We start from the raw sequence: 24,865 nt of genomic DNA, 5'->3' as shown, positions 1-24,865 counted from the left end.
GTGTGGTCGATGGCGGCGCCTGCCGCGCCCCCGGCAGTGCCGGCGGCGCCCAAGGTCCTGGACAGCTTCGACGACATGTCGCCCTGGAAGCTGGTGGTGTCCGACCAGGTCAGCGGTTCGCTGCGCAGCGTGGCCGGTGCCAATGGAGGCCGCGCGCTGTGCGTGGACTACGACTTCCACGAGGTCTCCGGCTACGTGGCGATCCGCCGCGAACTGCCCATCACCTGGCCGGACAACTACCAGGTGGGCTTCCAGCTGCGCGGGGATTCGCCCGGCAACGACCTGCAGTTCAAGCTGATCGATGCCAGCGGCGACAACGTGTGGTGGGTCAACCGCCCCGGCTACGCCTTCCCCAAGACCTGGACGCCGGTGCAGTACCGCCAGCGCCAGATCGACAAGGCCTGGGGCCCGGACCCGGACAAGACCCTGCGTAATAGCGCGGCGGTGGAGTTCACCATCTACAGCAAGGTCGGCGGGCGCGGCACGGTCTGCTTCGACCGGCTCACCCTGCAGGCGCTGCCGCCGGCCGATACCTCGGCGCTGGCGCCGTCGGTGATCGCCGATACCGCCACCGCGCTGCAGAGCCGCATTGCCGATGGCAAGCCGGACACGGTGTGGATCAGCGGCGGCGTACCCGACCAGACCATCAGCCTGGACCTGCACAACGTGCGCGAGTTCGGTGGTGCGGTGATCCAGTGGGTGCCCGGCCTGGAAGCCACCCGCTACGTGGTGCGCTCGTCGGTGGATGGCCGCGACTGGCGCACCCTGCGCGAGATCACTGCCGGCGGTGGCGGCGAGCGCGACTGGCTGGCATTGCCCGATACCGAGGCGCGCTACCTGCGCTTCGACCTGAAGAACGGCAGGAGCTGGCGCTATGGCATCCGCGACATCGCAATCAAGCCGCTGGATTTCGCCGGCACGCCGAATGAGTTCGTTGAATCGGTCGGCGCCGACCTGACCCGGGGCTTCGTGCCGCGCGGCTTCAGCGGTGAGCAGCCGTACTGGACCCTGCTGGGCCTGGACGGGGGCCGCGAGCAGGCGCTGATCGGTGAGGACGGCGCGCTGGAAGTGGCCAAGGCCAGCTTCAGCGTGGAGCCCTTCGTGGTGGTCGACAAGAAGGTGCTGAGCTGGGCCGATGTCGAGGCCAAACAGTCGCTGCAGGACGATTACCTGCCCATCGCCAGCGTCGACTGGGCCCACCCCCAGGCCGCATTGAAGGTGACCGGCTTCGTCCAGGGCAGCCGGGACAAGGCGCAGCTGGTGGGGCGCTACACGCTGCACAACCCGGACAAGGTGGCGCACGACTACACCCTGGCCCTGGCCGTGCGGCCGTGGCAGGTGAATCCGCCGCGGCAGTTCCTCAACACCGTGGGCGGGGTGAGCCGGATCGACACGCTGGATTTCGAACCGGGCCAGGTCGAGGTCAACGGCACGCCGCGGGTGTACCCGGTGCAGGCCCCGGACGCGGCGTTCGCCAGCCCGTTCGATGGCAAGCTGGAGGTCACCCACCTGGCCAGCGGCAACCTGCCCACCGCCACGGAAGTGCGCGACGCCACCGGGTTGGCCTCGGGCGCGCTGCTGTACCGCTGGCGCCTGGAGCCGGGCCAGAGCAAAGAGGTGGCCATCGTGCTGCCGCAGACCGGCGCGTGGACCACCCCGAAGGACTTCGACGCCAACAAGGCCCAGCAGCAGGTGGCCTCGATGTGGCGCACCAAGCTGGACCAGGTGGCGCTGCAGGTACCGGCGGCGGGCAAGCCGCTGGCCGATACGCTGCGCACCGCGCTGGCGCACATGCTGATCTCGCGGATCGGCCCGAGCCTGCAGCCGGGCACGCGCTCGTACTCGCGCAGCTGGATCCGCGATGGCGCGATGATTTCCGAAGGCCTGCTGCGCATGGGCCGCAGCGATGCGGTGCGCGAGTACGTGAACTGGTACGCGCCGTACCAGTTCGACAACGGCAAGGTGCCCTGCTGCGTGGACCCGCGCGGCGCCGACCCGGTGCCGGAAAACGACAGCCATGGCGAGCTGATCTTCAACATCGCCGAGTACTGGCGCTACACCGGTGACAGCACCTTCCTGGAACTGATGTGGCCGCACGTGCAGGGTGGCTACCAGTACATGGAACAGCTGCGCCTGAGCGAGCGCACCGAAGAGAACCGCGCCCGCAACCCGGCCTTCTACGGGATGATGCCGGTGTCGATCAGCCACGAAGGCTATTCGGCCAAGCCGATGCATTCGTACTGGGACAACTTCTGGGCGCTGCGCGGTTACAAGGACGCGGCGATCATCGCCACCACGCTGGGCAAGCTGGAAGCGATGCAGATCGCCGAATCGCGCGACCAGTTCCGTGATGACCTGCAGGCCTCGCTGCTGGCGGCCACGGCGCTGCACAAGATCGATTTCCTGCCCGGTTCGGCCGAGCTGGGCGATTTCGATGCGACCTCCACCACCATCGCGCTGGCCCCGGGCGGCGAGCAGGGCCGGCTGCCGCAGCCGTACCTGGACAACACCTTCGAGCGCTACTGGAAGCAGTTCGAGGAACGCCGCGACGGCAAGCGCGAGTGGAAGGATTACACCCCGTACGAGTGGCGCAACGTGGCCGCGTTCGTGCGCCTGGGCTGGCGCGACCGCGCCTGGCAGGCCACCGAGTTCTTCTTCAAGGACCGTGCGCCGCAGGCCTGGAACCAGTGGGCCGAAGTGGTCTCCCACACGCCGCGCAAGCCGTTCTTCGTCGGCGACCTGCCGCATGCCTGGGTGGCGTCGGACTTCGTGCGCTCGGCGCTGGACATGTTCGCCTACAACCGCGACGTGGATGACAGCCTGGTGCTGGCCGCCGGCGTGCCCAGCCGCTGGCTGGACGGCGCCGGGGTCGGGGTGAAGGGCCTGCGCACGCCGAACGGACAGCTCAGCTACACGCTGGCCCGCAGCGACAGGCAGCTCACGCTGCAGGTCGCGCCGGGGCTGGTGGTGCCGCAGGGCGGGGTGATCCTGCCGTGGCCGTTCAGTGGCGAACCCGGTGAAACCACCATCAACGGCGAGCCGGCGCAGTGGCTCAACGGCGAGCTGCGCATCACCCAGGTGCCCGCGAAGGTTGAAGTGCAGATCCCGGCATCGGTGCGGCGCGCCGAACGCAAGGCGCCGTGAGCACGGTGATGGCGCGCACCGGCATGCTCGGCGTGCTGCTGGCCTGTGCGCTGGCGGTGCTGCCGGCGCGCGCGGCCGAGCCGGCGGGGAAGGGCATGAGCATGGTGACCTTCAACCTGCACCATGACCGCGAAAACTGGTCGCAGCGGCGCGAGGTGATCCTGCGCGAGCTGGAAGCGCTGCAGCCGGACGCCATCGCGCTGCAGGAAGTGATCCAGAAGCCGCACGTGCGCAACCAGGCCGCCTGGCTGGCGCGCAAGCTGGGCTACGACTACCAGTTCGTGTCGACCGACCCGCCGGGGCGCTTCAAGCGCTATGGCAATGCACTGTTGACCCGTCGACCGGTGCTGGCGCGCGGCGAGCACCTGCTGGCGCCGCGCACCGACTATCGCACGGTGGCGCACCTGCGCATCGACGTGGACGGGCAGGCGGTGAACCTCTACGCCACCCACCTCAACGAACGCTCGGATGAAAGCGGCAGCAGGATCCGCGGCGAGCAGGTGGCGGACCTGCTGAAGTTCATCGCCGGCACCGCCGGCGATGCGCCCGTGGTGATCGCCGGGGATTTCAATGCGCTGGTGGACGCCAGCGACCTGAGCGCACTGCGCCAACGCTATGGCGACAGCTACGGCAGCGTGCACGTGAACAACGAACTGGCGCAGGTCAGTACCTTGAACCGCCACTACTACGACGCTCCCTCGCGCATCGACCACATCTTCTTCTAGCAGGACAAGCTGCTGGCGCGCGAAGCGAAGCTGCTGTTCGACCAGCCCTATGCGGAAGGGCGGTGGGCGTCGGATCACTACGGCGTGTGGACCCGCCTGCAGTTCGCGCCGTAAGCGGTGCCGGTTGCGCCCGAGTGGTTCAGCGTGGACGTGGATACCAGTTATCGAGCGGGTCTGAAAAAATCACTCTTTTGAAGGTGGTGTAGTGGTCGCCTGAGAAGTACACGGTCCGGGGGCCTGCAGGGGTGGGGGTGTCCAGCACCAGCCTGTGGGTGCCCCGGGCAACTTGATTGGGGTTGGGGACGGAGTATTCCACGTAGCGTTGGCCCTTCGTGACCGGGGGGAGGAAGCGGTTGAGGTTGTAGTACTCGATGCCGTCGACGTCCGGAAAGCGCGTCGGCGCGCCGGTCCGGATCTGCTCGAGTACGTTCTTTGCTTCCTGCCCAAGGTCCTTGTAGAGGAGAGGGTTCGGCGCGTGTTGCACGGGGGGCGATAAGGACTTCTTTTTTTTCGCCCCCCCCCTTTCAGTAGTGTTTCCGTTACCCGTCTCGGTGACTTGATTGTTGCTTGGGATACCGCCTTGGGTGCACCGAGGAGTCCGCTTGCCGGCATGGCCTTCGAACCTGTTCCCAGGCTCATGGCGCCTTTCCCACCAGATGAAAGACGGCTGTAAGGAACGCTGCTGGATTTTGGCCAGGCACGAAGTCCGGCCAGCTTGCTTGCGGCTTTGGTGGCAATGGAGGGCAGCGCAGCGGCAACCCCCAAGGCGGTTATTCCCAGCCCGACCCACCCCAGAATGCCCGCTGCCTTATCAGCGCCGGCCGCTCCCGCAACGAGTGCTCCAAGCTCGACTGCGGCACCCACCGTGTTGATGACGGCGCCGGCCAATGCAGAGCCTGTGAGTGCCGCGCTGCCGGCAATCAAAGGGGCAGCTAGTGCCCCCATGCTGGCGACGGCCGTGATCGCGGCGACGCCCAGCACTATCCATTTCCAGAAATGGCCGGTTGGATCGGTGCGGTTGATCGGATCGCCGGCGCAATAAGCGTAGGCATTCACGCCGCCTTCGTCGAACGGACTCAGCGCATCCGGCGCCAGGAAACAGTGCAGCGTTGGGCTGTAGGGGCGATGGTGGCCCGCACCGAGCAGGTAGCAGCCGCTGGCAGGGTCGAGCAGTTCGCCGTTGTAGGCCGGGCGTGGATCGGCCGTCTCTGACGGCAGATAGCCGTATGGCGTATAGCACTGAGCGCGGACGTTGGTATCTGCCTCAACCAGGATCGAACCGGCCTGGTCTGCGCCAAGCAGCGTGATGGCTGCCTCCGCGCCGGTGCGCAGCATGGCGACCTGTTGGCTCCCCCAGTGCGGCCAGCTCAACTGCTTGCCGTCATCGACGGCGTTGGTGACGACATCGCCCTTCCAGTAACGCCACAACGGATTGCTGGCCGTGCCGCTGCAGACCAGCAGGTTTTCGGCGTCGTAGCGATAGAGGGCGGCGGGCGCGTTCAATGCGCCGGAAAGAGAAGACATGGCGTTCCCTCAGCGTGCGCCCCCGCAGCAGCGACGTTGCACCGGGATGCGTTAACGGCTTGTCGAAGTGCCTGCGGCTTTACGTTGGCCCTAACGCAGACAGCGGCCCTTGGGCCGCTGTCTGCGTTCTTGTTTCCGTAGCCACGCAGGGCGTGGCTCTACCTGGGAACGAAGATCAGGGCTTTTCGGCCTTGTCCTGTTCTTCCTTGGCAGCGGCTTCGGCCGGGGCGAGTTCATCGGTGGGGATGTCCTCGCGGGCTTCAGCATGCGCGGCCTGGGCGGCGGCATCGGTCGGTGCGGCGTCGCTGGCGGCAGTGCCGAACAGCTGGCCGTTCTGCACCACCGGTGCGGTCTCCACCGGCTCCACGCGGGCTACCGGTGCCGGGGCGACCGGAGCGGCCGGCACGGCATCCACGGCGTCCAGCATGCTGGTCTGCACCGGGCGGCCGACTTCGGTCGGACCCTTGTGCTCGACCACCGGGGTCTCGACAGCGGCGGGCGCGGTCGGGGCCGGGGTCACGACGGGCGTTTCGATCGGCTTCGCTGCTTCGGTCACAACCGGGGCTTCAACCGCCTTCGGTGCTTCCGCCGCGACCGGGGCTTCGACGGCCTTCGGTGCTTCCGCCACGACCGGGGCTTCGACAGCCTTCGGTGCTTCGGCCGCGACCGGCGCTTCGACGGCCTTCGGTGCTTCGGTCACGACCGGGGCTTCAACCGGCTTCGGTGCTTCGGCCACGACCGGCGCAGCCACCGGCATCGGCGACTCGACGAACGGCACGCGATCGGTGTACGACGGGGCGCGTTCTTCCACCGGTTCGGCCTTCGGCGCCGGGGCGGCCTCGGCGTGACCGGCGGTCACCACCGGGCTGCTGACCACGGCCAGCGGCGCGGCGGCGGCAACGGCAGCCACCGGGGCCGGGCGCGGGGCCTGGACCGGTGCGGCCGGGGCAGCGGGTGCGGCGCCGTCATCATCGAAGTCGAACTCGGGGTTCGACTCGCTGCTGCGGGCGGCCGGGCGGGCCGCCTGGGCGGCGTTGTCACCGTCCTGGTCGCCGTCCTGCTCGTCGCTGTCGCCGTCGTCGTCCAGGCCGCCGTCATCGTTCAGGCCATCGCTGCCTGCAGCCTGCTCGCCATTGCCACGACGACGACGGCGGCCACCGCGACGGCCACGACGGCGGCGCGAGGCGCCTTCGCCACTGGCATCGTCGCCGGTGCCCGGCGCTTCGCCGTGCTCGTTGGCTTCACCTTCAACCGCAACCGCGGTCAGCTGGTTCTCATCGGCCGGTGCATTGTTCTGCACCGGGGCGGCAGCCGGAGCAGCAGCTGCCGGGATCGCGGCATCCGCCACGGTCACCGCAGTTGCGACCAGCGCGGCATCGGCAGCGGTCACGCCGGCCTGCACCGGCTTGGCGGCATCGGCCTGCGGCTGACGCGCGGGCTTGTCGCCCTCGTTCTGCTGGCGCGGCGGCTTCTGCTTCTGGTTCTGGTTCAGCTTCGGCTGCTGCTCATTGCGCGGGGCCTTGGGCTGCTGCTCGTTGCGCGGCTTGCCCTGCTGGGGCTGGCCGGCGGCGGGTGCGGCAGCCTGCGCGGCCACGTCCTGGCGGCGCTCGTCGCGGCGCTCGCCCTTGCCGGCGCGTTCGCCACGGTCGTCACGGCGGTCCTTGCCGCGGCCCTGGCCCTGCTGGCCCTGACCCTGGCCACGCTCGCCACGCTCATCGCGGCGGCCGTTGCGGTCCTTGCCGTTGCGGTCCTTGTTGCGGCCGTTGCGGTTGCCGTCCTGGGCCGGGCGCGCGGTGGTCTGCGGTGCGGCGGCCGGGGCCGGCTCACCACCGAAGATGCGCTTCAGCCAGCCGACCACGCCGGTGGCAGCCGGCGCGGCGACCGGTGCCGGGGCGACCGGGGCCGGGGCAGCCGCCACCGGTTCGGCCACTTCGCGGACCGGGGCCGGCGAGCTGTGCTTGACGTTGGTCACCGCCGGGGCAACCGGGATGTTCAGCTGCGCCTTGGTCAGCGCATGCACCGGCAGCTTGCGCGGGGTGCCACGCTGGTAGCTCGGCTTGCCGCTTTCGTCGCCCAGCTCGTTCTCACGCAGGCGGGTCACTTCGTAGTGCGGGGTGTGCAGCTGCTCGTCGGCCACGATCACGATCGGCGCGTCATGGCGCTGTTCGATCTCGCGCAGCGCGCTGCGCTTTTCGTTCAGCAGGTAGTTGGCGATCTCGACCGGGGCCTGGACCAGCACCTGCCCGGTGTTTTCCTTCATCGCATGCTCTTCGGCCACGCGGATGATCGACAGCGACAGCGATTCCACCGAACGCATGCGGCCATGGCCGTCGCAACGCGGGCAGACGATCTGGCTGGATTCGCCCAGGCTCGGGCGCAGGCGCTGGCGGCTCATTTCCATCAGGCCGAAGCGCGAAATGCGGCCCAGCTGCACGCGCGCACGGTCGTACTTGAGCGCGTTCTGCAGGCGGTTCTCGACTTCACGCTGGTGCTTGTTGGACGACATGTCGATGAAGTCGATCACCACCAGGCCACCCAGGTCGCGCAGGCGCAGCTGGCGGGCCACTTCTTCGGCCGCTTCCAGGTTGGTCTGGAACGCGGTGTCCTCGATGTCGCTGCCCTTGGTGGCGCGCGAGGAGTTCACGTCGATGGCGGTCAGCGCTTCGGTCTGGTCGACCACGATCGAGCCGCCCGAGGGCAGGCGGACATTGCGCTCATAGGCGCCTTCGATCTGCGATTCGATCTGGAAGCGGTTGAACAGCGGAATGTCGTCGGTGTAGTGCTTGAGCTTGCGCAGGGTCTGCGGCATCACCTGCTGCATGAACTCGCGGGCGGTGTCGTACAGCTCCTGGGTGTCCACCAGGATCTCGCCCACATCGGCGCGCAGGTAGTCGCGCAGGGCGCGCACGATCAGGCGCGATTCCTGGTAGATCAGGAACGGGGCCGGCTTGGTCAGCGCCGCTTCGGCGATCGACTTCCAGACCTGCAGCAGGTAGTCCAGGTCCCACTGCAGCTCTTCGGCATCGCGGCCGACGCCGGCGGTGCGGATGATCACGCCCATGTCGTCGGGGATGTTCAGCTTGTCCAGCGCTTCCTTCAGCGCGGCGCGGTCTTCGCCCTCGATGCGACGCGACACGCCACCGGCGGTGGGCGAGTTCGGCATCAGCACCATGTAGCGGCCGGCCAGGGAGATGAACGTGGTCAGGGCGGCGCCCTTGTTGCCACGCTCTTCCTTGTCGACCTGGACCACCACTTCCTGGCCTTCACGCAGCAGCTCGCGGATGCCGGCCTTGTTGTGGTCGACCCCGGCCTGGAAGTAATCGCGGGAGATTTCCTTCAGCGGCAGGAAGCCGTGGCGTTCGCCACCGTATTCCACGAAGGCCGCTTCCAGCGACGGCTCAAGGCGCGTGATGCGGCCCTTGTAGATGTTCGACTTCTTCTGTTCCTTGGACGGCTGTTCGATGTCGATGTCGTACAGCGTCTGGCCATCCACGATGGCTACCCGCAGCTCTTCAGCCTGCGTGGCGTTGATCAGCATTCGCTTCATATTGCGTTCCTCGCGCGCTGCTACCGCGCGGAACGCCATGGGGTTTCGCTTCTGGTCACGCTTGCACGCCCATCGCGCATGCGCGGGGAGGGCGGCTTGGGCTTCCAGCGCTACAACACCACGGCAGGCCGCGGGAGCGCTTCATTTTGTTTTGGTTTGGGTGTTGCGGGCCGGAGGCAGCTTTCAGACAGGCTGGAGCGCCACAGGGACATTTTTTCAGCGCAGACGCTTGTCAGGCATCCGGCGATGGCCGGGACTGCCGGTGAGCCGCTAACATGGCCGCCCCGGGGGCGGTGGCTGCGCACTGTGCCGGAATCGAGGGAAGTCGGGCTTCTGGCCCAGAGCAACTTCCAACGAAATCAATCCCTTATCTCGCCTGCCGAGTGTAACAGAATAAAAGGCCAATGACCGATACCGTGCCGTCCCCCAAAGCCGCTGAAGGCAAGACCAGCGTCCGTCTCCTGACTGTCCCGGCCGACCGTGCCGGGCAACGCCTGGACAACTTCCTGCTCGGCCAGCTGAAGGGTGCCCCGCGCAGTCTGGTCTACAAACTCGTGCGCAGCGGCCAGGTCCGTGTGAACGGCGGCCGCGCCAAGGCCGAACGCAAACTGGTGGAGGGCGACGAAGTACGCGTGCCACCGGTTCGTCTCACCGAAGAAGGAGACAAGGCCGGTCCGCCGGCCGCGTTCATGAAGCGGCTGGAAGACGCCATCGTCTACGAGGACGAGCGCCTGCTGGCCCTGAACAAGCCCTCCGGCGTGGCCAGCCATGGCGGCAGCGGGATTAGCTTCGGCGCCATCGAGACCCTGCGCGCACTGCGCCCGGGCAAGACCCTGGAGCTGGTGCACCGGCTGGACCGGGACACCTCGGGCCTGCTGATCGTGGCCAAGAAGCGGTCGGCGCTCAGCGAGCTGCAGGCGCTGCTGCGTGAAGACCACGGCGCCGGCATCCGCAAGCGCTACCTCACCCTGCTGGTGGGGCGCATGCCCGATGGCACCATGACCGTGGACGCCCCGCTGCACGTGGGCCTGCGCCAGGGCGGCGAGCGCCACGTACAGGTGAATGCGATCGGCAAGGAATCGATCAGCCACTTCAGCGTGCTGGAGCGCAAGGGCGGCCATTCGTTCTGCGAAGTCCGCATCGAGACCGGCCGGACCCACCAGATCCGCGTGCATGCCCAGCACCTGGGGCACCCGGTGGCCGGTGACGACAAATACGGCGATCCGGACGTCAACAAGCGGCTTCGTGACCAGATCGGCCTGAAACGCCTGTTCCTGCACGCCGCCTCGCTGGAGTTCTCGCTGGACGCCGGCAAGACCCCGTACCTGCTCAACGCGCCATTGGCCGAAGAGCTGACCGAGGCGTTGAACCGGTTGGGATGAATCAGGGTTGGCGGCCAAAGGCCGGCATCCGCGTTTCCCGTGGCAACGACCCGCCTAGCCACAGGTCGTCTCAGCCCCAGCTGTTCGCCCGGATGCATGGAGGTGCCGGGCGAAGCCCGGCATCACGGTATGCCGTCTACCACTTGAACAACACCAGGCTGATGGCCAGGCTGGCCATGCCGGCGACCAGGCCATACACCGTCTCGTGGCCCTTGGCGTACCGCTTGGCCGCTGGAAGCAGCTCATCCAGCGCCAGGAATACCATCACCCCGGAGATCAGCCCGAACACCCAGCCGAACGTGGCGTGGTTGAGCACCCCGGACAACAGCACGTACCCGATCGCCGCCCCGATCGGCTCGGCCAGGCCCGACAGCAGGCTGGCGCCGAACGCATAGAACTTATTCTGGGTCGCGAAATAGACCGGCACCGCGATGGCGATACCCTCGGGGATGTTGTGGATGGCGATCGCGAACGCCAGCGGCATGCCCACCGAAGGGCTCTCCAGCGTCGCAAAGAACGTGGCCAGGCCTTCCGGGAAGTTGTGCGCGGTGATCGCCACCGCCGTCAGCAGGCCCACCCGCTTGATGTAGGCCTTGTTGTTCTCCCGGAACATCGGGTCCTGCTTGTCCAGGCTCTCGTGTGGATTCGGGATCAGGTGATCGATCAGCACGATCAGCAGCACCCCGCACAGGAACGCCGCCGTGGCGTAGGCGTAGCCCACGCGCGCGTCATACGCCAGGGTGAACGAATCGATCGCCTTGGTCAGGATCTCGGTCAGCGACACGAACACCATCGCGCCCCCGGCGAAGGCCAGGCCGAAAGCGAGCAGGCGGGGGTTGGGGCGGCGCGAGAACAACACCATCAGGCTGCCCAGGCCGGTGGCCAGGCCGGCAGCCAGGGTCACCAGCAGGGCGACCCATACGTTTTCATTGCTAATTTCCAGCATGCGCCGCAGCGTCCTTTACACGGGTAACGCACCACGGCCGCCCCGTCGCCGCCACGCCCGGGTGGGCGTGCAGCGGGCAGGGAAGACCGGTGCGATCAGGGTGGGGGTAGGGGCTGGCGTGTGCTGGCGGAGGGGGGATCAGCCGCCGCGACGCAGGCGCTCTTCCACCGCGAAGCACTCGTCCGGCTTGGGTTGCGGCGGGTTGAAGCTCACCGGCACCTGGATGGTGGTGGGCACGGCCTGGCCCGCGCGGGTGGCCGCCTTGAACTGCCAGCCTTCCACCGCCTTCTGTGCCTGCTCATCAAGCTGCGCGTTGCCGCTGCCGCTCACCAGCTGCACCTGGCCGGGCTTGCCGTCGGCACCCACCACCACTTTCAGCGTGGTGGTGCCGCCAATGGCCTGGCAGGCCAGCTCGATCGGGTACACCGGCGGCGGCGTCTTCACCGCGGCCACCTCGGTAGGCGCCGCCACCGGCGCCGCCGGCTGCGAAGATCCACCGCACCCGGCAAGGGCCAGTACCGCTGCGGACACCGCCACGCGTATCTGAATGTTCATCAAAATCACTCCGTCAGGCCCGAAGCCTTGGCTGCACAGATGAAGTCGTTCTCGCTCAACCCGCCCACGTCGTGGGTGGAAAAGCGCACCACGGCGCGGTCGTAATGCACTCCCAGGTCCGGGTGGTGGTCTTCGGCGTGGGCCACCCAGGCCAGGGCATTCACGAACGCCATGGTCTTGTAGTAGTCGGCGAAGCGGAAGGTCCGGGTCAGGGCTTGGCCCTGTTCGGCCAGCTCCCAGCCGGGAACCTGCGGCAGCAGCTCGGCTATCCGGGCTTCGCCCAGCTTGTGGTCGCTGCCCTTGCGCGGTACGCAACGGGCCTGCGCCAGCGGAATCAGGTCGGCCATGAAATCCTCCACCTCGTGTATGCCTGAACAATGCGCCGGACGGTGTATAAACCGAATGAGCGCATAACATGTAAGCCGCTAGAATAGCCGCATGATCCAGATCTCCGACACTGCCCAGACCTATTTCCGCAAGCTCATCGAGCGCGAAGCCGTGCCCGGAATGGGCGTGCGCCTCAGCGCCGTGGACGCCGGCACCCCGCGCGCCGACGCCCGGCTGGAGTTCGCCGAACCGGCCGACCTGCTCGGCGACGAGTGGGCGGTGGACTGCGACGGCTTCACCCTGTACGTGGCGTCCGACAGCGTGGGCTGGATGGATGGCGCCGACATCGACATCGTCACCAATGCCACCGGCGGCCAGCAGCTCACCATCAAGGCGCCGAAGATCAAGGGCGAAGCCCCGGCCGATTCGGCCTCGCTGGTCGAACGCGTGCGCTGGGTGGTGGAAAACGAAGTCAACCCGCAGCTGGCCTCGCACGGCGGCAAGGTCGCGGTGCAGGAAGTCTCTGCCGATGGCGTGGTGCTGCTGCGTTTCGGTGGCGGCTGCCAGGGCTGCGGCATGGCCGACGTGACCCTCAAGCAGGGCATCGAGAAGACCCTGATGGGCCGCGTGCCCGGCATCACCGCGGTACGTGACGCGACCGACCACGACAGCGGTCACGCGCCGTACATTCCCCGCGGCACGGCTGCCTGATCGGCCTGCGTGACACTGCGCCGGGCTGACGACATCCTCGACTGGCTGCTGGCGCGCCAGCCGGATAAACGCATCGTTGAAAAAACCACTGGCCTTCCCTACGGGTGGGGCCTGTGGCTGCGCGCGCTGACCCCGTTGCCGCGTCCGTTCCGTTCGACCGAAGTCATTGCCGAACTGATCCAGCGCCCGTTGCCGGGCTCCCCCGGCCGGCTGCCGGCGCTGGGCTTCGTGCAGTCGCTGCGGCGCCTGCTCTGGCAGACCTGGGGCCCGGCCCCGCGCGACCAGCGCTGGATGCGCTGGACCTCGGCGGTCATCAGCGTGCTGCTGCACGTCATGTTCGCCCTGCTGCTGCTGTGGGTGGCACTGATCCGCCCGCCGGTGCAGCCGGAGCAGGGCGGCGATGGCGGTCGCATCCAGGTGGAATTCCTGGGCAGCGGAACGCCGCAGGAAAGCGGTGGTGGCGAGCCGGCTGCTGCAGGCAGCGCGGCAGCGGCCGCTGCCGCGAGCGCCCAGGCTGAAGCCGCCGCCTCGCAGCCCCGTCCGGCGAGCACGACCGCAGCCACCGCGCCGCAGCCGCCGGCATCCGCGCCGGAGCCGACCGCCAGTGCCGAACCCGTGCCGACACCGCCAGCCCCCGCACCCACGGCGGTTGAACAGCCCATCCAGGCCACCGACGTGGCCGAAGCCACCACCGATTTCGTGGTGCCGCCCACCAGCGTGCCGCGCACCGAAGTGCGGGTGATTCCGCGCGACGCGCCCGAGCCGCAGGTGCGCGAGCGCACCGTGGAAGTGACGGAAACACCGACGCCGCCTTCGATCACCCCGTCCGTGCGCCCGGTGGAAACGCAGGTGCGCACGCGCGACGTGGCGGTGCGCGAACGCGAGGTCACCGTGGTCACCGCGCCCACGGCGCCGGTGCCGTTGCCCGGTCCCCGGGTTGAGGTCAACGTGCCGCAGCGTGATCTGCAGGTGCGCGAACGTGAAGTCACCCCGGCGCCATCGGTGTCGGTCACGGTCGCACCGGTGCCGCAGCGCGAGATCACCGTGCCCGGGCGCAGCCCGGAGGTCGCGGTGCGCGAGCGCGCGGTGCCCAATGCCGCGCCACGCCCGGCCCCGGCCGCAGCGACCGCGACGTCCGCGCCGTCGCCCACGCCAGCGGCGAGTACGGCCAGCCAGGCCGCTCCCAGCCGCAGTGCCGCGTCCAGCACCGCCCCGTCCCGCGCCCCGGCCGCGCGCCCGTCGCCCACGCCCGGCAACTGGGCCACGCCCGCTCGGGGCGATGATTGGGGCGCCGCCGACCGCAACCGGGCCGGCGAGCGGACGGGCGCGCAGGCCAACCAGGGCACCGGCCGCACCGGCGACGGCCTGTTCAATGCCGACGGCAGCGTGCGCGTGCCGGGGCAGGAAGGCAGCGGCGACAGCGAGCGCGGCGCGCCCGGTGGCGAGAACGACGGCTGGAGCCGCGAACGCATCGCCCAGTCCGGTACGTGGCTCAAGCGCCCGCCGTACGACTACACGCCGACCTCGTTCGACAAGTATTGGGCGCCGAACGAATCGCTGCTGGCCGAATGGGTGCGCAAGGGCATCAAGGCCGTGGAGATCCCGATTCCGGGCACCAGCTCGAAGATTTCCTGCGTGGTCTCGATCCTGCAGTTCGGCGGCGGCTGTGGCCTGAGCGACCCGAACATGCAGGACCAGCCGGCGGTGGCGCGCCCGCCGCCGGACATTCCGTTCAAGAAAGAACTACAGGACGACAACGGCAGTCGTTGAGGCCGAAGGCCTCAACGACTGTAGAGCCACGCCCTGCGTGGCTATCGCGGTGTCGGACATGGCGCAGCCACGCAGGGCGTGGCTCTACGCGTTCAACGCGACGAATGCCCAGAACGGCACGTCGTCCTTGCTCCACGACTTGCTGGCATCTTCCAGGATATCCAGGAAGGTGTCGAAATCCTTCTCCGCGTTTTCCTGCAACCCGTCTGCATCGCTGAAGAACAGCGCATAGCCGTTGGCCTGCAGCCACGACAGATCGCGCAGGCAGTCCAGCAGCGCGTCCCAGTTGCCCCCGAACGTCTGCGGAAAATCCAGCTGCGCGGCAACGCGCGCGATCAGCGTGCGCTTGTCATTGCACCCGTGCAGGTCGATCGTGGTCACGCGCAGCCCGGCATCGCGCATCGCGGCCGACAACGGCCCGATGTCTTCATTGGTGACCGAGTACACGCCGGCGTTGTTGATGTCGTCCAGACCCAGTTCGAATCCATCGTGGTTCATTGCCAGCTCCCGGCAGGTGGGACCTCGAAACTGCGGAAGGTTTCGTAATGGTCGTCGGTGTAGAACCAACCGGTCGGCGGAGTGCCGCCGGTCACGATGCGGCGTGCGCCGCGGTTGCCGGCACCCGGCGTGTCCACGGTGTATTCGCGGTAGTAGCCGCGCGGGCGATCCGGCAGGCGCTGTTCGCGGTTGCTGAAAACGCCGCCGTCCTGGCGGTGCGGGTAGGGACCGCCGCGCTGGATCAGGACGATGGTCTGGCGGGCTTCGGCAGGCAGGAAGGCGGGCAGCGCGTCATGGGTGCGCTGCGCGGTGGCACCGGGATTGGCCGGGGCGTTGTCGATCGGCGCAGTGTCGGTACCTGGCTGGGTCAGCGACGGGGCGAACTGCGGCGCGGGGGCGCGCTGGGCCAGCTTGATCGCGGCCAGGCCACCTACCAGGAGCACGATGGCGAGCAACAGCAATAAGGGTTTGCGCATGGGCGGGTATGCCGTGACGAGTGGGCTTACTGTACTGGGTCTTGGTTGAACACTGCGTGGTTGCCACGCATCGTGAGGTTGCCACGGGGCGTGGCACTACGCCGATCGCGGTGATGGGTTCGTCACCGATGCGTAACATGTGTTCGACGCAGGACGAAGATTCCTTTTACCTGGGGGTTGGTAAGCTTGGCGGCCATCCCCATCATCGACTTCGCAACGCCCGGTCTTCGCCGGGCGAGTGAGCTACCAGGAGAACCACATGGCCTACACCCTCCCCAAGCTGTCCTACGCCTACGACGCGCTTGAGCCGCACATCGATGCGGCCACCATGGAAATCCACCACACCAAGCACCACCAGACCTACATCAACAACGTCAACGCGGCACTGGAAGGCACCGAGTACGCCGACCTGCCGGTTGAGGAGCTGGTCAAGAAGCTCAAGTCGCTGCCGGAAAACCTGCAGGGCCCGGTGCGCAACAACGGTGGCGGCCACGCCAACCACACCCTGTTCTGGACGGTGATGGCGCCCAATGCCGGCGGCAACCCGACCGGCGACGTCGGCCAGGCCATCGACGCCCAGCTGGGCGGTTTCGAGAAGTTCAAGGAAGCCTTCACCAAGGCTGCGCTGACCCGTTTCGGCAGCGGCTGGGCGTGGCTGAGCGTCACCCCGGACAAGAAGCTGGTGGTGGAAAGCACCGGCAACCAGGACAGCCCGCTGATGGATGGCAACACGCCGATCCTGGGCCTGGACGTGTGGGAACACGCGTACTACCTGAAGTACCAGAACCGTCGCCCGGAATACATCGGCGCGTTCTTCAACGTGGTCGACTGGAAGGAAGTCGAGCGTCGTTACCAGGACGCCATCGCCTGATCGACAGGGCGATCTGAGCAACAGGAAGGCCAGGCAGAAATGCCTGGCCTTTTTTTTATCGGTCCGTGCGGTTACCGTGCGGCCGCATCACCCTGCAGCCGCAGGGTGGCGATGATGCCCAGGCGCAGGGCGCCGATGTCGGTGCCTTCCAGTGCGGGCAGCTTCAGCGGTTGCAGGCCCTGGCCGGCGAAGTGGCTTACCTGGAACAGCACGTCCAGGCCATGGCCGCCCGCGACTCCGGCTGCCGACGGCGGGTCGACGCGCTCGCCGGGGTTCTTGCGCGCCGGCTGGAAGCCGGGCGAGCTGCGGACCAGTTCGTCTGTATCGGCCGAGAAGTCGCCGGCGATCAAGGACGGCAGGCCATCGGAGGTGGCCCCGATCCAGGTCATCAGGTCACTGGTCTGGTGCCTGCGCACCAGCGCCTCGTCCGGGTCCGGGCGCAGCCGGGCCACGTAAATGTTGACCTGCTCCTCCTGCAGGTTCACCCGCAGCATGCCGGCCGCGCTGAAGCGGCCGGGCGGGTGGAGCAGGGTGACCCCGTCTTCGGCCACCGGCAGCCGGCTGAGCATGGCACTGCCATGGCGCAGCGCCTGGCTGGGCGGGTCGGCGGTAACGAAGTCGCAGCTGTAGCGCAGGCGGGTGGCCAGCCAGCAGGCAGGGTTGCCACCCTTGGTCTGCAATACCCGCTGGACGGCGATCACGTCCGGCTGCAGGCCTTCCAGCACCTGCAGCAGCTGGTCGCGGCGCTGCTCCCATTCGGCCTCGTCGGCTGCCGGCAGCTCCAGCGTGGCGATCTTGAGCAGGCGCGGTGCCGCCTCGCCCTGCCGGGCATGGGCAGGCAGCGTGGGGGTGGTCAACAACAGGAGCAGGAACCAGCCGTGCCAGCGTCCTGCGACAACCGTGGGGAGGAGGCGCATAACGATAAGTTTACGCTTGGGCCGTCGACGTGCCGTGACTTCCGTCAAACGATTTCAGAGGCCTGCCATTGCGCGGCGGCGTTGTCACGTTCGGCCGCAACGTGCGCGCCCCGGGTGCTTCCGGTAACCTTGCGCCCTTTGAACCCGCAGGACAGCCCCATAGAATGAGCACGACCGCAGCCGCCAGCGCTGGCAAGGGAAGCATGCCGCGCCAGATTCCGTACATCATCGGCAATGAGGCCTGCGAGCGGTTCAGCTTCTATGGGATGCGCAACATCCTGGTGCAGTTCCTGATCACCTCGCTGCTGCTGCAGGAGATCACCGCCGATGGCCGGGCCGGCGAGGCCAAGGACATCATGCACAGCTTCATGATCGGCGTGTACTTCTTCCCGCTGCTGGGCGGCTGGCTGGCCGACAAGTTCTTCGGCAAGTACCACACCATCCTGTGGTTCAGCCTGATCTACTGCGCCGGCCACGCCTGCCTGGCGCTGTTCGAGAACAGCCGCGAAGGCTTCTTCCTCGGCCTGGGCCTGATCGCGCTGGGTGCCGGCGGCATCAAGCCGCTGGTGGCCTCGTTCATGGGCGACCAGTTCGACCAGAGCAACAAGCACCTGGCCAAGTTCGTCTTCGACGCCTTCTACTGGATCATCAACTTCGGTTCGCTGTTCGCCTCGCTGCTGATCCCGCTGGCGCTGAAGAACCTGGGCCCGCAGTGGGCGTTCGGCATCCCGGGCATCCTGATGTTCGTGGCCACCTTCGTGTTCTGGCTGGGCCGCAAGCGCTATGTGCTGGTGCCGCTGCCGCCCAAGGACCCGCATTCCTTCGGCAACGTGGTGCGCACCGCGCTGACCGCGCAGGTGCCGGGCAAGGGCCGCCCGGGTCTTACCCTGGCCATCCTGGGCATGGTGCTGGCGGTGGCGTCGATGGGCCTCGTTGGCAGCCTGGGCATCGTGATCTGCCTGTGCATCGCGCTGGTGCTGGTGCTGGCCGGCGTGGGTGGCGGTACCTGGATCCAGCTCGAGCGCGCCCGCGCCGTGCACCCGGCCGAGGCCGTGGAAGGCGTGCGTTCGGTGCTGCGGGTGCTGGTGATCTTCGCGCTGACCACCCCCTTCTTCTCGCTGTTCGACCAGAAGGCCTCCACTTGGGTGCTGCAGGGCCAGCAGATGGCCATGCCCTCGTGGTTCACCGCCTCGCAGATGCAGGCGCTGAACCCGCTGCTGGTGATGATCCTGATTCCGTTCAACAACCTGGTGCTGTACCCGGCCCTGCGCCGCTTCGGCTTCGAGCCGACCGCGCTGCGCCGCATGACCGCCGGCATCGCCTTCAGCGGCCTGGCCTGGATCGTGGTCGGTGGCATCCAGGTGATGATGGATGGCGGCAACGTCATGTCCATCTTCTGGCAGATGCTGCCGTACGCGCTGCTCACCTTCGGTGAAGTGCTGGTCTCGGCCACCGGCCTGGAGTTCGCCTACAGCCAGGCACCGCAGGCGATGAAGGGTGTGGTGATGAGCTTCTGGAACCTCACCACCACCATCGGCAACCTGTGGGTGCTGCTGTCCAACGCGGCGGTGCGCAACGACACGGTGACCCACAAGATCGCCAGTACCGGGCTCAGCGAGGCCGCGTTCCTGATGTTCTTCTTCGCCGGCTTCGCCTTCGTGGCGGCGTTGGCCTTCGGTTGGTATGCCAAGCGCTATCGTATGGTCGACAACTACCGCGCTGCCTGAGTACCGCCATGACCCCCGTCAACCTGCTGCTGATCGCCATCACCGTCCTGGTCTCGTGGATGGCGTTCAAGAACCGCGCCCTGGCCGACCGCCTGATCCTGTGGCCGCCGGCCGTGGACCGCAAGCGCCAGTACGACCGCCTGGTGACCTACGGGTTCATCCATGCGGACCTGGCGCACCTGGCCTTCAACATGATCACGCTGTTCTTCTTCGGCGGCCAGATCGAGTCGGTGATGGTCAACCTCACCGGCAGCTACCTCACGTACCCGGCGTTCTACCTGGGGGCGCTGGTGGTGTCGATCCTGCCCAGCTACCTGAAGAACCAGAAGAACCCGAACTACATGAGCCTGGGCGCGTCGGGCGCGGTGTCGGCGGTGCTGTTCGCCTTCATCCTGATCAGCCCGTGGAGCATCATCTTCGTGTTCTTCATCCCGGCGCCGGCGATCATCTACGCCGCGTTCTACGTGGGCTACAGCATCTGGATGGACCGCAAGGGCGGTGACCGCATCAACCACAGCGCGCACCTGGCCGGTGCCGCGTTCGGCGTGATCTTCATGCTGGCGATGCGCCCGGCGATCTTCGACCACTTCCTGCGCGAGTTGAGCAACCCGCGCTTCAGCCTGGGCGGCGGCTGAGGCGGGTGGCGGTCACGCAAGGAACGGCGTAGCCGTTCCTTGCATGACCCTCGGCAACCTCACGCAGCGAAACGCTGGTCGGTACCGTAGGTGCTGAGCAGGCGGGTGTAGACCTCGTGGTCGATCAGGTCGAACTCCGAGCCTTGGGTCTGGCCGTTCAGGGCCAGCTGGAACAGGCCTTCCAGCAGCGAGCTGTCGGCGTCGCCGGGCTGGGTGAAGTCGGGTGCATGGTCCATGTGGTGCTCCTTGGGACACGGATGGGGCAGACAGGTGTCGCAAAACGCGTGCCAGCTTTTGCGGCCTGTCCGAGACCGATATCGGCTTGAATCGGCCGGACTTTAGGACCGGATGTGACCAAATGCGTCGCCTGTTGCCCCTGTTCAGGCTTCACGCGATCATGGCGCTACGCTGCGCACTATCGCGACAGTCGCCGCAGGAGACACCGCCCATGGCTTCGGTCACCCCGCCCGGATTGGCGTACGAGGTGGAGCACGATCTGGCCCGCCACCGGTTCCAGGCCCGGATCCAGGGATACCTGGCGCTGCTGGATTACCAGATCAAGCGGAAGCGGATGGTCATCACCCATACCGAGGTGCCCGAGGCCATTGCCGGCCGGGGCATCGCCGGGGAGCTGACCAAGGTCGCCCTGCGCTATGCGCGGGACAACAAACTGAAGGTGGTGCCGGCCTGCGCCTACGCCGAGCAGTTCTTCGAACGGCACGCCGAATACCAGGACCTGCTGGCGTAGCAGGCACAAGTTTTTTTCACGGACGAAGGATCATCATGCTGGGTTTCAACAAGGGGATTGCAATGAACATCGCAGGAAACCGCCGCGCGCTGCGTACCGGCGCGCTGGCGTTGGCCGTGGGGCTGGTGCTGCTGGCGGGCTGCAAGCGCGAGGCCGATACCGCCGTCGCGCCGACCGCCGACACCACGGCCGCGCAGCCGGACACCACCGCACCGCAGGCCGCCGTCGAGGCGCCGCTGGAGCTGCGTGACGTGATTGAAAACACCCCGCAGGCGGTGGTGGGCATCAGCTACCCGCAGGACGTGAACCGCTTCCCCGGGCTGGCCAAGGCACTGTCGGACTACGCCACGGCCGCGCGCGCTGAACTGCAGCAGGCCGTGGACGGGCTGGGCAACGACAAGCCTACCATGCCCTACGAGCTGTCGCTGAGCTTTGAGAAGGTGCTGGAAACCCCGCAGCTGGTGGTGATCAGCGCCGATGGCAGCCGCTACACCGGCGGTGCCCATGGCGAACCGCTGGTGGCGCGCTTCGTGTGGCTGCCGGAAACGCAGACCATGCTCACCGCCGACAAGCTGATCGCCGACACCAAGGGCTGGGGCGTGGTCAGCGATTACATCGCCGACCAGCTCAAGGAGCGCGTGGCAACCCGGCTGAGCAGCGAAGACATGGAGCCGGGCCAGCTGCAGGAATCGCTGCGCAGCGCCAGCCGCATGATTGCCGACGGCACCGGGGCCAGCGCAGAGAACTTCAGCCAGTTCCAGCCGATGACCGATCCCAACGGGCTGATCACTGCCGTGCGTTTCGTGTTCCCGCCGTACCAGGTGGGGCCGTATTCGGATGGCACCCAGACCGTGGACGTGCCGGCGGCCGTGCTGGTGCCGCACGTGGCCCCGGCCTACGCCGGGTTGTTCGCCAAGGGCTAGTGGAGGGCGACCGTGGACGGGGGGCTGCAACGACGGGTGATCGAGTTGCTGCACGAGGCGGGCGTCACCGTCGACGGTGACCGCCCGCACGACATCCACGTGCACGACCCGCACTTCTATGCGCGCGTGATCGCGCACGGCTCGCTCGGCTTGGGCGAAAGCTACATGGATGGGCAATGGGACGCGGAATCGCTGGACGGTTTCCTGCTGCACCTGATGCAGGCGCACCTGGACGAACGCGTGCACGGCTGGCGCGAACTGGGCGATGCGCTGAAGGCGCGCCTGTTCAACCTGCAGGCCGGCGGCGGCAACCTCGAGGTGGGCCGCCGCCACTACGACCTGGGCAACGACCTGTACCACGCGATGCTTGGCAGGCGGCTGGTCTACAGCTGTGCGTACTGGGCAGGCGCGGGCGACCTGGATACCGCGCAGGAAGCCAAGCTCGACCTGATCTGCCGCAAGCTCGGGCTGCGCCCGGGCCAGCGCGTGCTGGACATCGGCTGCGGCTGGGGCGAGGCCCTGAAGTTTGCCGCCGAGCGCTACGGCGTGTCCGGCGTAGGCATCACCATCTCGCAGGAGCAGGCCGACTACGCGCGTGAGCTGTGCGCGGGCTTGCCGATCGAGATCCGCCTGCAAGACTACCACGAGGTCGACGAGACCTTCGATGCGATCCTGTCGGTAGGTATGTTCGAACACGTGGGCGACAAGAACTACCGCAGCTATTTCGAGATGGCGCGGCGCTGCCTGGCGCCGGACGGGTTGTTCCTGCTGCACAGCATCGGCAGCAACCTGTCACGGCACCGTACCGATCCGTGGATCGCGCGCTACATCTTCCCCAACTCGATGCTGCCCTCGGCCGCGCAGATCACCGCCGCCTGCGAGGGCCTGTTCGTGATGGAGGACTGGCACAGCTTTGGTGCCGACTATGACCGCACCCTGCGGGCCTGGCGCAGCAACGTGGAAGCGGCCTGGCCACGGCTGGACCCGCAACGCTACGACGAACGCTTCAGGCGCATGTGGCGGTTCTACCTGGCCGGCTCGATGGCCAGCTTCCGCTGCCGGCACGCGCAGCTGTGGCAGCTGGTGCTGTCGCCGAACGGCGTGCCGGGTGGATACGTCGCGCCGCGCTGATGGCCCCGCCTGGGTGACGTCCAACAAAAAACCGCCCGGCTTTCGCCGGGCGGTTTCGTTTTTGTACGTTCCGATTTACTTCTTTTCTGCGGTCAAGCCACGCTTCTCGAGCAGCGGCTCGATCTGCGGTTCGTGGCCGGCGAAGTTCTGGAACAGCTGCATCGCATCCACGCTGCCACCCTTGGACAACAGGGTTTCGCGGAAATGGTCGCCGTTCTTGCGGCTCAGGCCGCCGTTCTCGCGGAACCACTTCTGGGTGTTGGCATCGAGCACTTCCGACCAGATGTAGGCGTAGTACCCGGCCGAGTAGCCGCCCATGATGTGGCTGAAGTACGGGGTCTTGTAGCGCGGCGGCACCGGCGCGTAGTAGATGCCGTCCTTCTCCAGCGCGGCGCGCTCGAAGGCCATCACGTCCTTGGCGGCCGGCACCTGGTCCGGGCCGATCTGGTGCCAGCGCTGGTCCAGCATGGCCGCACCCAGGTATTCGGTGGTGGCAAAGCCCTGGTTGAACTTGGCCGCGGCGATCACCTTGTCCAGCAGCGCCTGCGGCATCGCGGTGCCGTTCTGGTAGTGCTTGGCGTAGTTCTTCAGGATGAGCGGGTTGTCCGACCACATCTCGTTGACCTGCGAGGGGAACTCGACGAAGTCACGCGGCACCGAGGTGCCCGAGAAGTAGGGGTACTTCACGTTCGAGAACATGCCGTGCAGGGCATGGCCGAATTCGTGGAAGGTGGTGGTTACTTCGTCCCAGGTCAGCAGGGTCGGCTGGCCGGCCGGCGGCTTGGGAATGTTGAGGTGGTTGGCCACCACCGGCTTGAAGCCGGTCAGCGCCGACTGCGAGACGTAGGAGTTCATCCACGCACCGCCACGCTTGGACGCGCGTGCGTACGGATCGAAGATGAAGATCGCCAGCTGGCTGCCGTCGGCGTCGAACACGTCGTAGACGGTCACGTCGTCGTGGTACACCGGCAGGTCGGTGCGCTGCTTGAAGGTCAGGCCATATTCCTGGTTGGCGGCGAAGAACACGCCGTTTTCCAGCACGTTCTTCAGCTCGAAGTACGGCTTGAGCTGGGATTCGTCGAAGTTGTACTTGGCCTGGCGCACCTTCTCGCTGTAGTAGGCCCAGTCCCACGCTTCGAGCTGGAAGGGCTTCTTGCCGGCGGCCTTCTGTTCCTTGTCGATCATCGCCTGCAGGTCGGCCGCTTCGCGCTTGGCGTTGGCGACCGCGGCCGGGGCGAGCTGGCCGAGCATGGCGTTGACCGCTTCGGGGGTCTTGGCGGTCTGGTTGGTCAGGTTGTAGGCGGCGAAGTTGTCGAAGCCCATCAGCTTGGCCTTGTCGGCGCGCAGCTGCATGATGCGCGCGACCAGCGCGGTGTTGTCGAACTCGCCACCGCGGCTGCCACGGGTGACCGAGGCGTCGTAGATCTTCTTGCGCAGGTCGCGGTTGGCCAGGTTGGTCAGCGGCGGCTGGCCAGTGGTGTTGAGCAGGGCGATGACGTACTTGCCGTCCAGCTTGCGGGCCTTGGCCGCTTCGGAGGCGGCAGCGATCTGCTCGGCCGACAGGCCGTCGAGCTGCTTGACGTCGTCGACGATCACGGCCGAGGCGTTCACTTCGTTCTGCACGTTCTGGCTGAACTTGGTGCCCAGGTTGGCCAGCTCGGCGTTCATTTCCTTGAGCTTGGTCTTGTCGGCCTCATTGAGCTTGGCGCCGGCGCGCACGTAGCTCTCGTAGTACTTCTCGACCAGGCGCACGCCTTCGGCATCCAGGCCAAGCTGGCTGCGGGTGTCATACAGGGCCTGGATGCGGGCGAACAGCTTGCCGTTCAGTGCGATCGCATCGCTGTGCGCGGCGAACTTCGCCGAGTAGTCGGCCTGCAGCTTCTTGCGCGCATCGTTGGTGTCGGCGCCGACCAGGCTGAAGAACACGGTGGTGGCGCGGTCCAGGGTGTCACCGCTCTTTTCCAGGGCGATGAGGGTGTTGTCGAAGGTCGGCTTGGCCTTGTTGTTGGCGATCGCCTCCACTTCCTTCAGCTGCTGGGCCATGCCGGCATCGAAGGCGGGGGCGAAGTCGCTGTCCTTGATCTTGTCGAACTGCGGGTAGTGCAGCGGCAGGGTGCTGTCGGCGAAGAACGGGTTGGCCTGCTGGGCGGCGTTGGCGGCCGGGGTGGCGGCAACGGCGGAATAGGCAGGCAGGGCAAGGCCGAGGGTCACGGCGACGGCAAGGGCAAGACGGGTGGTCAAGGGGTAATCTCCGATCAGACAAGTGCCCGAGGTTAACCCGGGGTGAGGGGTGCGGGCTTGTGTCGAA

At 67.3% G+C, this 24,865-nt stretch carries 20 protein-coding genes and 2 pseudogenes; 11 read left to right on the top strand and 11 right to left on the bottom strand.

From position 1 onward, the window contains the following. Positions 1-9 precede the first annotated feature (9 nt). On the top strand, positions 10-3,144 hold the full coding sequence (locus tag NMB40_RS11040) for a discoidin domain-containing protein (RefSeq protein ID WP_494358412.1): 3,135 nt from the start codon (positions 10-12) through the stop codon (positions 3,142-3,144). Between the two features lie 8 nt (positions 3,145-3,152). Continuing rightward, positions 3,153-3,983, top strand: a pseudogene (locus tag NMB40_RS11035) (endonuclease/exonuclease/phosphatase family protein). Positions 3,984-4,008: 25 nt separating this feature from the next. On the opposite strand, the gene NMB40_RS11030 reads toward NMB40_RS11035, so the two are convergent. The 3 genes and pseudogenes from NMB40_RS11030 to rne form a co-directional block, all read right to left on the bottom strand. Further along, positions 4,009-4,353 carry a ribonuclease domain-containing protein gene (locus tag NMB40_RS11030; RefSeq protein ID WP_494361068.1) on the bottom strand — a complete coding sequence of 115 codons (345 nt, stop codon included), beginning with the start codon at positions 4,351-4,353 and terminating at the stop codon, positions 4,009-4,011. A gap of 524 nt (positions 4,354-4,877) precedes the next feature. After that, positions 4,878-5,204, bottom strand: a pseudogene (locus NMB40_RS11025) (RHS repeat-associated core domain-containing protein); the annotation flags it as partial. Positions 5,205-5,568: 364 nt separating this feature from the next. Continuing rightward, positions 5,569-8,940, bottom strand: a complete 3,372-nt coding sequence (gene rne, locus NMB40_RS11020; RefSeq protein WP_494358411.1) for a ribonuclease E — start codon at positions 8,938-8,940, stop codon at positions 5,569-5,571. Between the two features lie 404 nt (positions 8,941-9,344). Between rne and NMB40_RS11015 the strand changes: the two genes are divergently transcribed. Next, the gene (locus NMB40_RS11015) at positions 9,345-10,322 is read left to right on the top strand and encodes an RluA family pseudouridine synthase (protein ID WP_095362783.1); all 978 of its coding nucleotides are present in this window, start codon (positions 9,345-9,347) and stop codon (positions 10,320-10,322) included. Between the two features lie 136 nt (positions 10,323-10,458). Here NMB40_RS11015 and zupT read toward each other — a convergent pair whose 3' ends face one another. The 3 genes from zupT to NMB40_RS11000 form a co-directional block, all read right to left on the bottom strand. Continuing rightward, positions 10,459-11,268, bottom strand: coding sequence for a zinc transporter ZupT (gene zupT / locus NMB40_RS11010; protein WP_282247413.1), 810 nt, complete (start codon positions 11,266-11,268; stop codon positions 10,459-10,461). 138 nt (positions 11,269-11,406) lie between these two features. After that, positions 11,407-11,823 carry an energy transducer TonB gene (locus NMB40_RS11005; protein ID WP_494358410.1) on the bottom strand — a complete coding sequence of 139 codons (417 nt, stop codon included), beginning with the start codon at positions 11,821-11,823 and terminating at the stop codon, positions 11,407-11,409. Between the two features lie 5 nt (positions 11,824-11,828). Continuing rightward, positions 11,829-12,170, bottom strand: coding sequence for a 4a-hydroxytetrahydrobiopterin dehydratase (locus tag NMB40_RS11000; RefSeq protein WP_068854702.1), 342 nt, complete (start codon positions 12,168-12,170; stop codon positions 11,829-11,831). Between the two features lie 91 nt (positions 12,171-12,261). Between NMB40_RS11000 and NMB40_RS10995 the strand changes: the two genes are divergently transcribed. Further along, a complete protein-coding gene (locus NMB40_RS10995; protein WP_068853063.1) occupies positions 12,262-12,861 on the top strand; it encodes an NfuA family Fe-S biogenesis protein in 600 nt (199 codons plus the stop codon). A 9-nt stretch (positions 12,862-12,870) separates the two neighbouring features. After that, entirely contained in the window at positions 12,871-14,631 is a 1,761-nt protein-coding gene (locus NMB40_RS10990) for a hypothetical protein (RefSeq protein ID WP_494358409.1), read from the top strand. An 84-nt stretch (positions 14,632-14,715) separates the two neighbouring features. On the opposite strand, the gene NMB40_RS10985 is transcribed toward NMB40_RS10990, so the two are convergent. Together NMB40_RS10985 and NMB40_RS10980 are read right to left on the bottom strand one after the other, a co-directional pair. Beyond that, complete coding sequence (locus tag NMB40_RS10985) at positions 14,716-15,129, bottom strand: barstar family protein (protein WP_494358408.1); 414 nt, start codon at positions 15,127-15,129, stop codon at positions 14,716-14,718. Then, complete coding sequence (locus NMB40_RS10980) at positions 15,126-15,605, bottom strand: guanyl-specific ribonuclease (protein WP_494358407.1); 480 nt, start codon at positions 15,603-15,605, stop codon at positions 15,126-15,128. The genes NMB40_RS10985 and NMB40_RS10980 overlap by 4 nt, the downstream gene beginning before the upstream one ends. Before the next feature lie 259 nt (positions 15,606-15,864). Here NMB40_RS10980 and NMB40_RS10975 point away from each other — a divergent pair, with 259 nt between their 5' ends. Continuing rightward, entirely contained in the window at positions 15,865-16,476 is a 612-nt protein-coding gene (locus NMB40_RS10975; protein ID WP_494358406.1) for a superoxide dismutase, read from the top strand. A 71-nt stretch (positions 16,477-16,547) separates the two neighbouring features. Here NMB40_RS10975 and NMB40_RS10970 read toward each other — a convergent pair whose 3' ends face one another. After that, positions 16,548-17,393 carry an endonuclease/exonuclease/phosphatase family protein gene (locus tag NMB40_RS10970; protein ID WP_494358405.1) on the bottom strand — a complete coding sequence of 282 codons (846 nt, stop codon included), beginning with the start codon at positions 17,391-17,393 and terminating at the stop codon, positions 16,548-16,550. A gap of 164 nt (positions 17,394-17,557) precedes the next feature. Between NMB40_RS10970 and NMB40_RS10965 the strand changes: the two genes are divergently transcribed. Together NMB40_RS10965 and NMB40_RS10960 are read left to right on the top strand one after the other, a co-directional pair. Beyond that, the gene (locus tag NMB40_RS10965; protein ID WP_282247421.1) at positions 17,558-19,120 is read left to right on the top strand and encodes a POT-type proton-dependent oligopeptide transporter; all 1,563 of its coding nucleotides are present in this window, start codon (positions 17,558-17,560) and stop codon (positions 19,118-19,120) included. A gap of 8 nt (positions 19,121-19,128) precedes the next feature. Then, complete coding sequence (locus NMB40_RS10960; protein ID WP_184126638.1) at positions 19,129-19,755, top strand: rhomboid family intramembrane serine protease; 627 nt, start codon at positions 19,129-19,131, stop codon at positions 19,753-19,755. 59 nt (positions 19,756-19,814) lie between these two features. Here NMB40_RS10960 and NMB40_RS10955 read toward each other — a convergent pair whose 3' ends face one another. Continuing rightward, positions 19,815-19,991 (bottom strand): hypothetical protein, encoded by a 177-nt coding sequence (locus NMB40_RS10955; RefSeq protein ID WP_167693302.1) that lies wholly within the window; start codon positions 19,989-19,991, stop codon positions 19,815-19,817. A 212-nt stretch (positions 19,992-20,203) separates the two neighbouring features. Here NMB40_RS10955 and NMB40_RS10950 point away from each other — a divergent pair, with 212 nt between their 5' ends. The 3 genes from NMB40_RS10950 (at position 20,204) to cfa (ending at position 22,557) form a co-directional block, all read left to right on the top strand. After that, the gene (locus NMB40_RS10950) at positions 20,204-20,503 is read left to right on the top strand and encodes a GNAT family N-acetyltransferase (RefSeq protein WP_282247422.1); all 300 of its coding nucleotides are present in this window, start codon (positions 20,204-20,206) and stop codon (positions 20,501-20,503) included. A 62-nt stretch (positions 20,504-20,565) separates the two neighbouring features. Continuing rightward, positions 20,566-21,426, top strand: coding sequence for a DUF3298 and DUF4163 domain-containing protein (locus NMB40_RS10945; protein WP_494358404.1), 861 nt, complete (start codon positions 20,566-20,568; stop codon positions 21,424-21,426). Between the two features lie 12 nt (positions 21,427-21,438). After that, positions 21,439-22,557, top strand: a complete 1,119-nt coding sequence (cfa, locus tag NMB40_RS10940) for a cyclopropane fatty acyl phospholipid synthase (protein WP_494358403.1) — start codon at positions 21,439-21,441, stop codon at positions 22,555-22,557. Between the two features lie 75 nt (positions 22,558-22,632). On the opposite strand, the gene NMB40_RS10935 is transcribed toward cfa, so the two are convergent. Further along, complete coding sequence (locus NMB40_RS10935) at positions 22,633-24,798, bottom strand: M3 family metallopeptidase (RefSeq protein WP_494358402.1); 2,166 nt, start codon at positions 24,796-24,798, stop codon at positions 22,633-22,635. Positions 24,799-24,865 lie beyond the last annotated feature (67 nt).

Source organism: Stenotrophomonas sp. FBCC-B152, assembly GCF_059134105.1.
The sequence above is the reverse complement of the archived record's forward strand: the minus strand, read 5'-3'. Positions and strand labels throughout refer to the sequence as shown.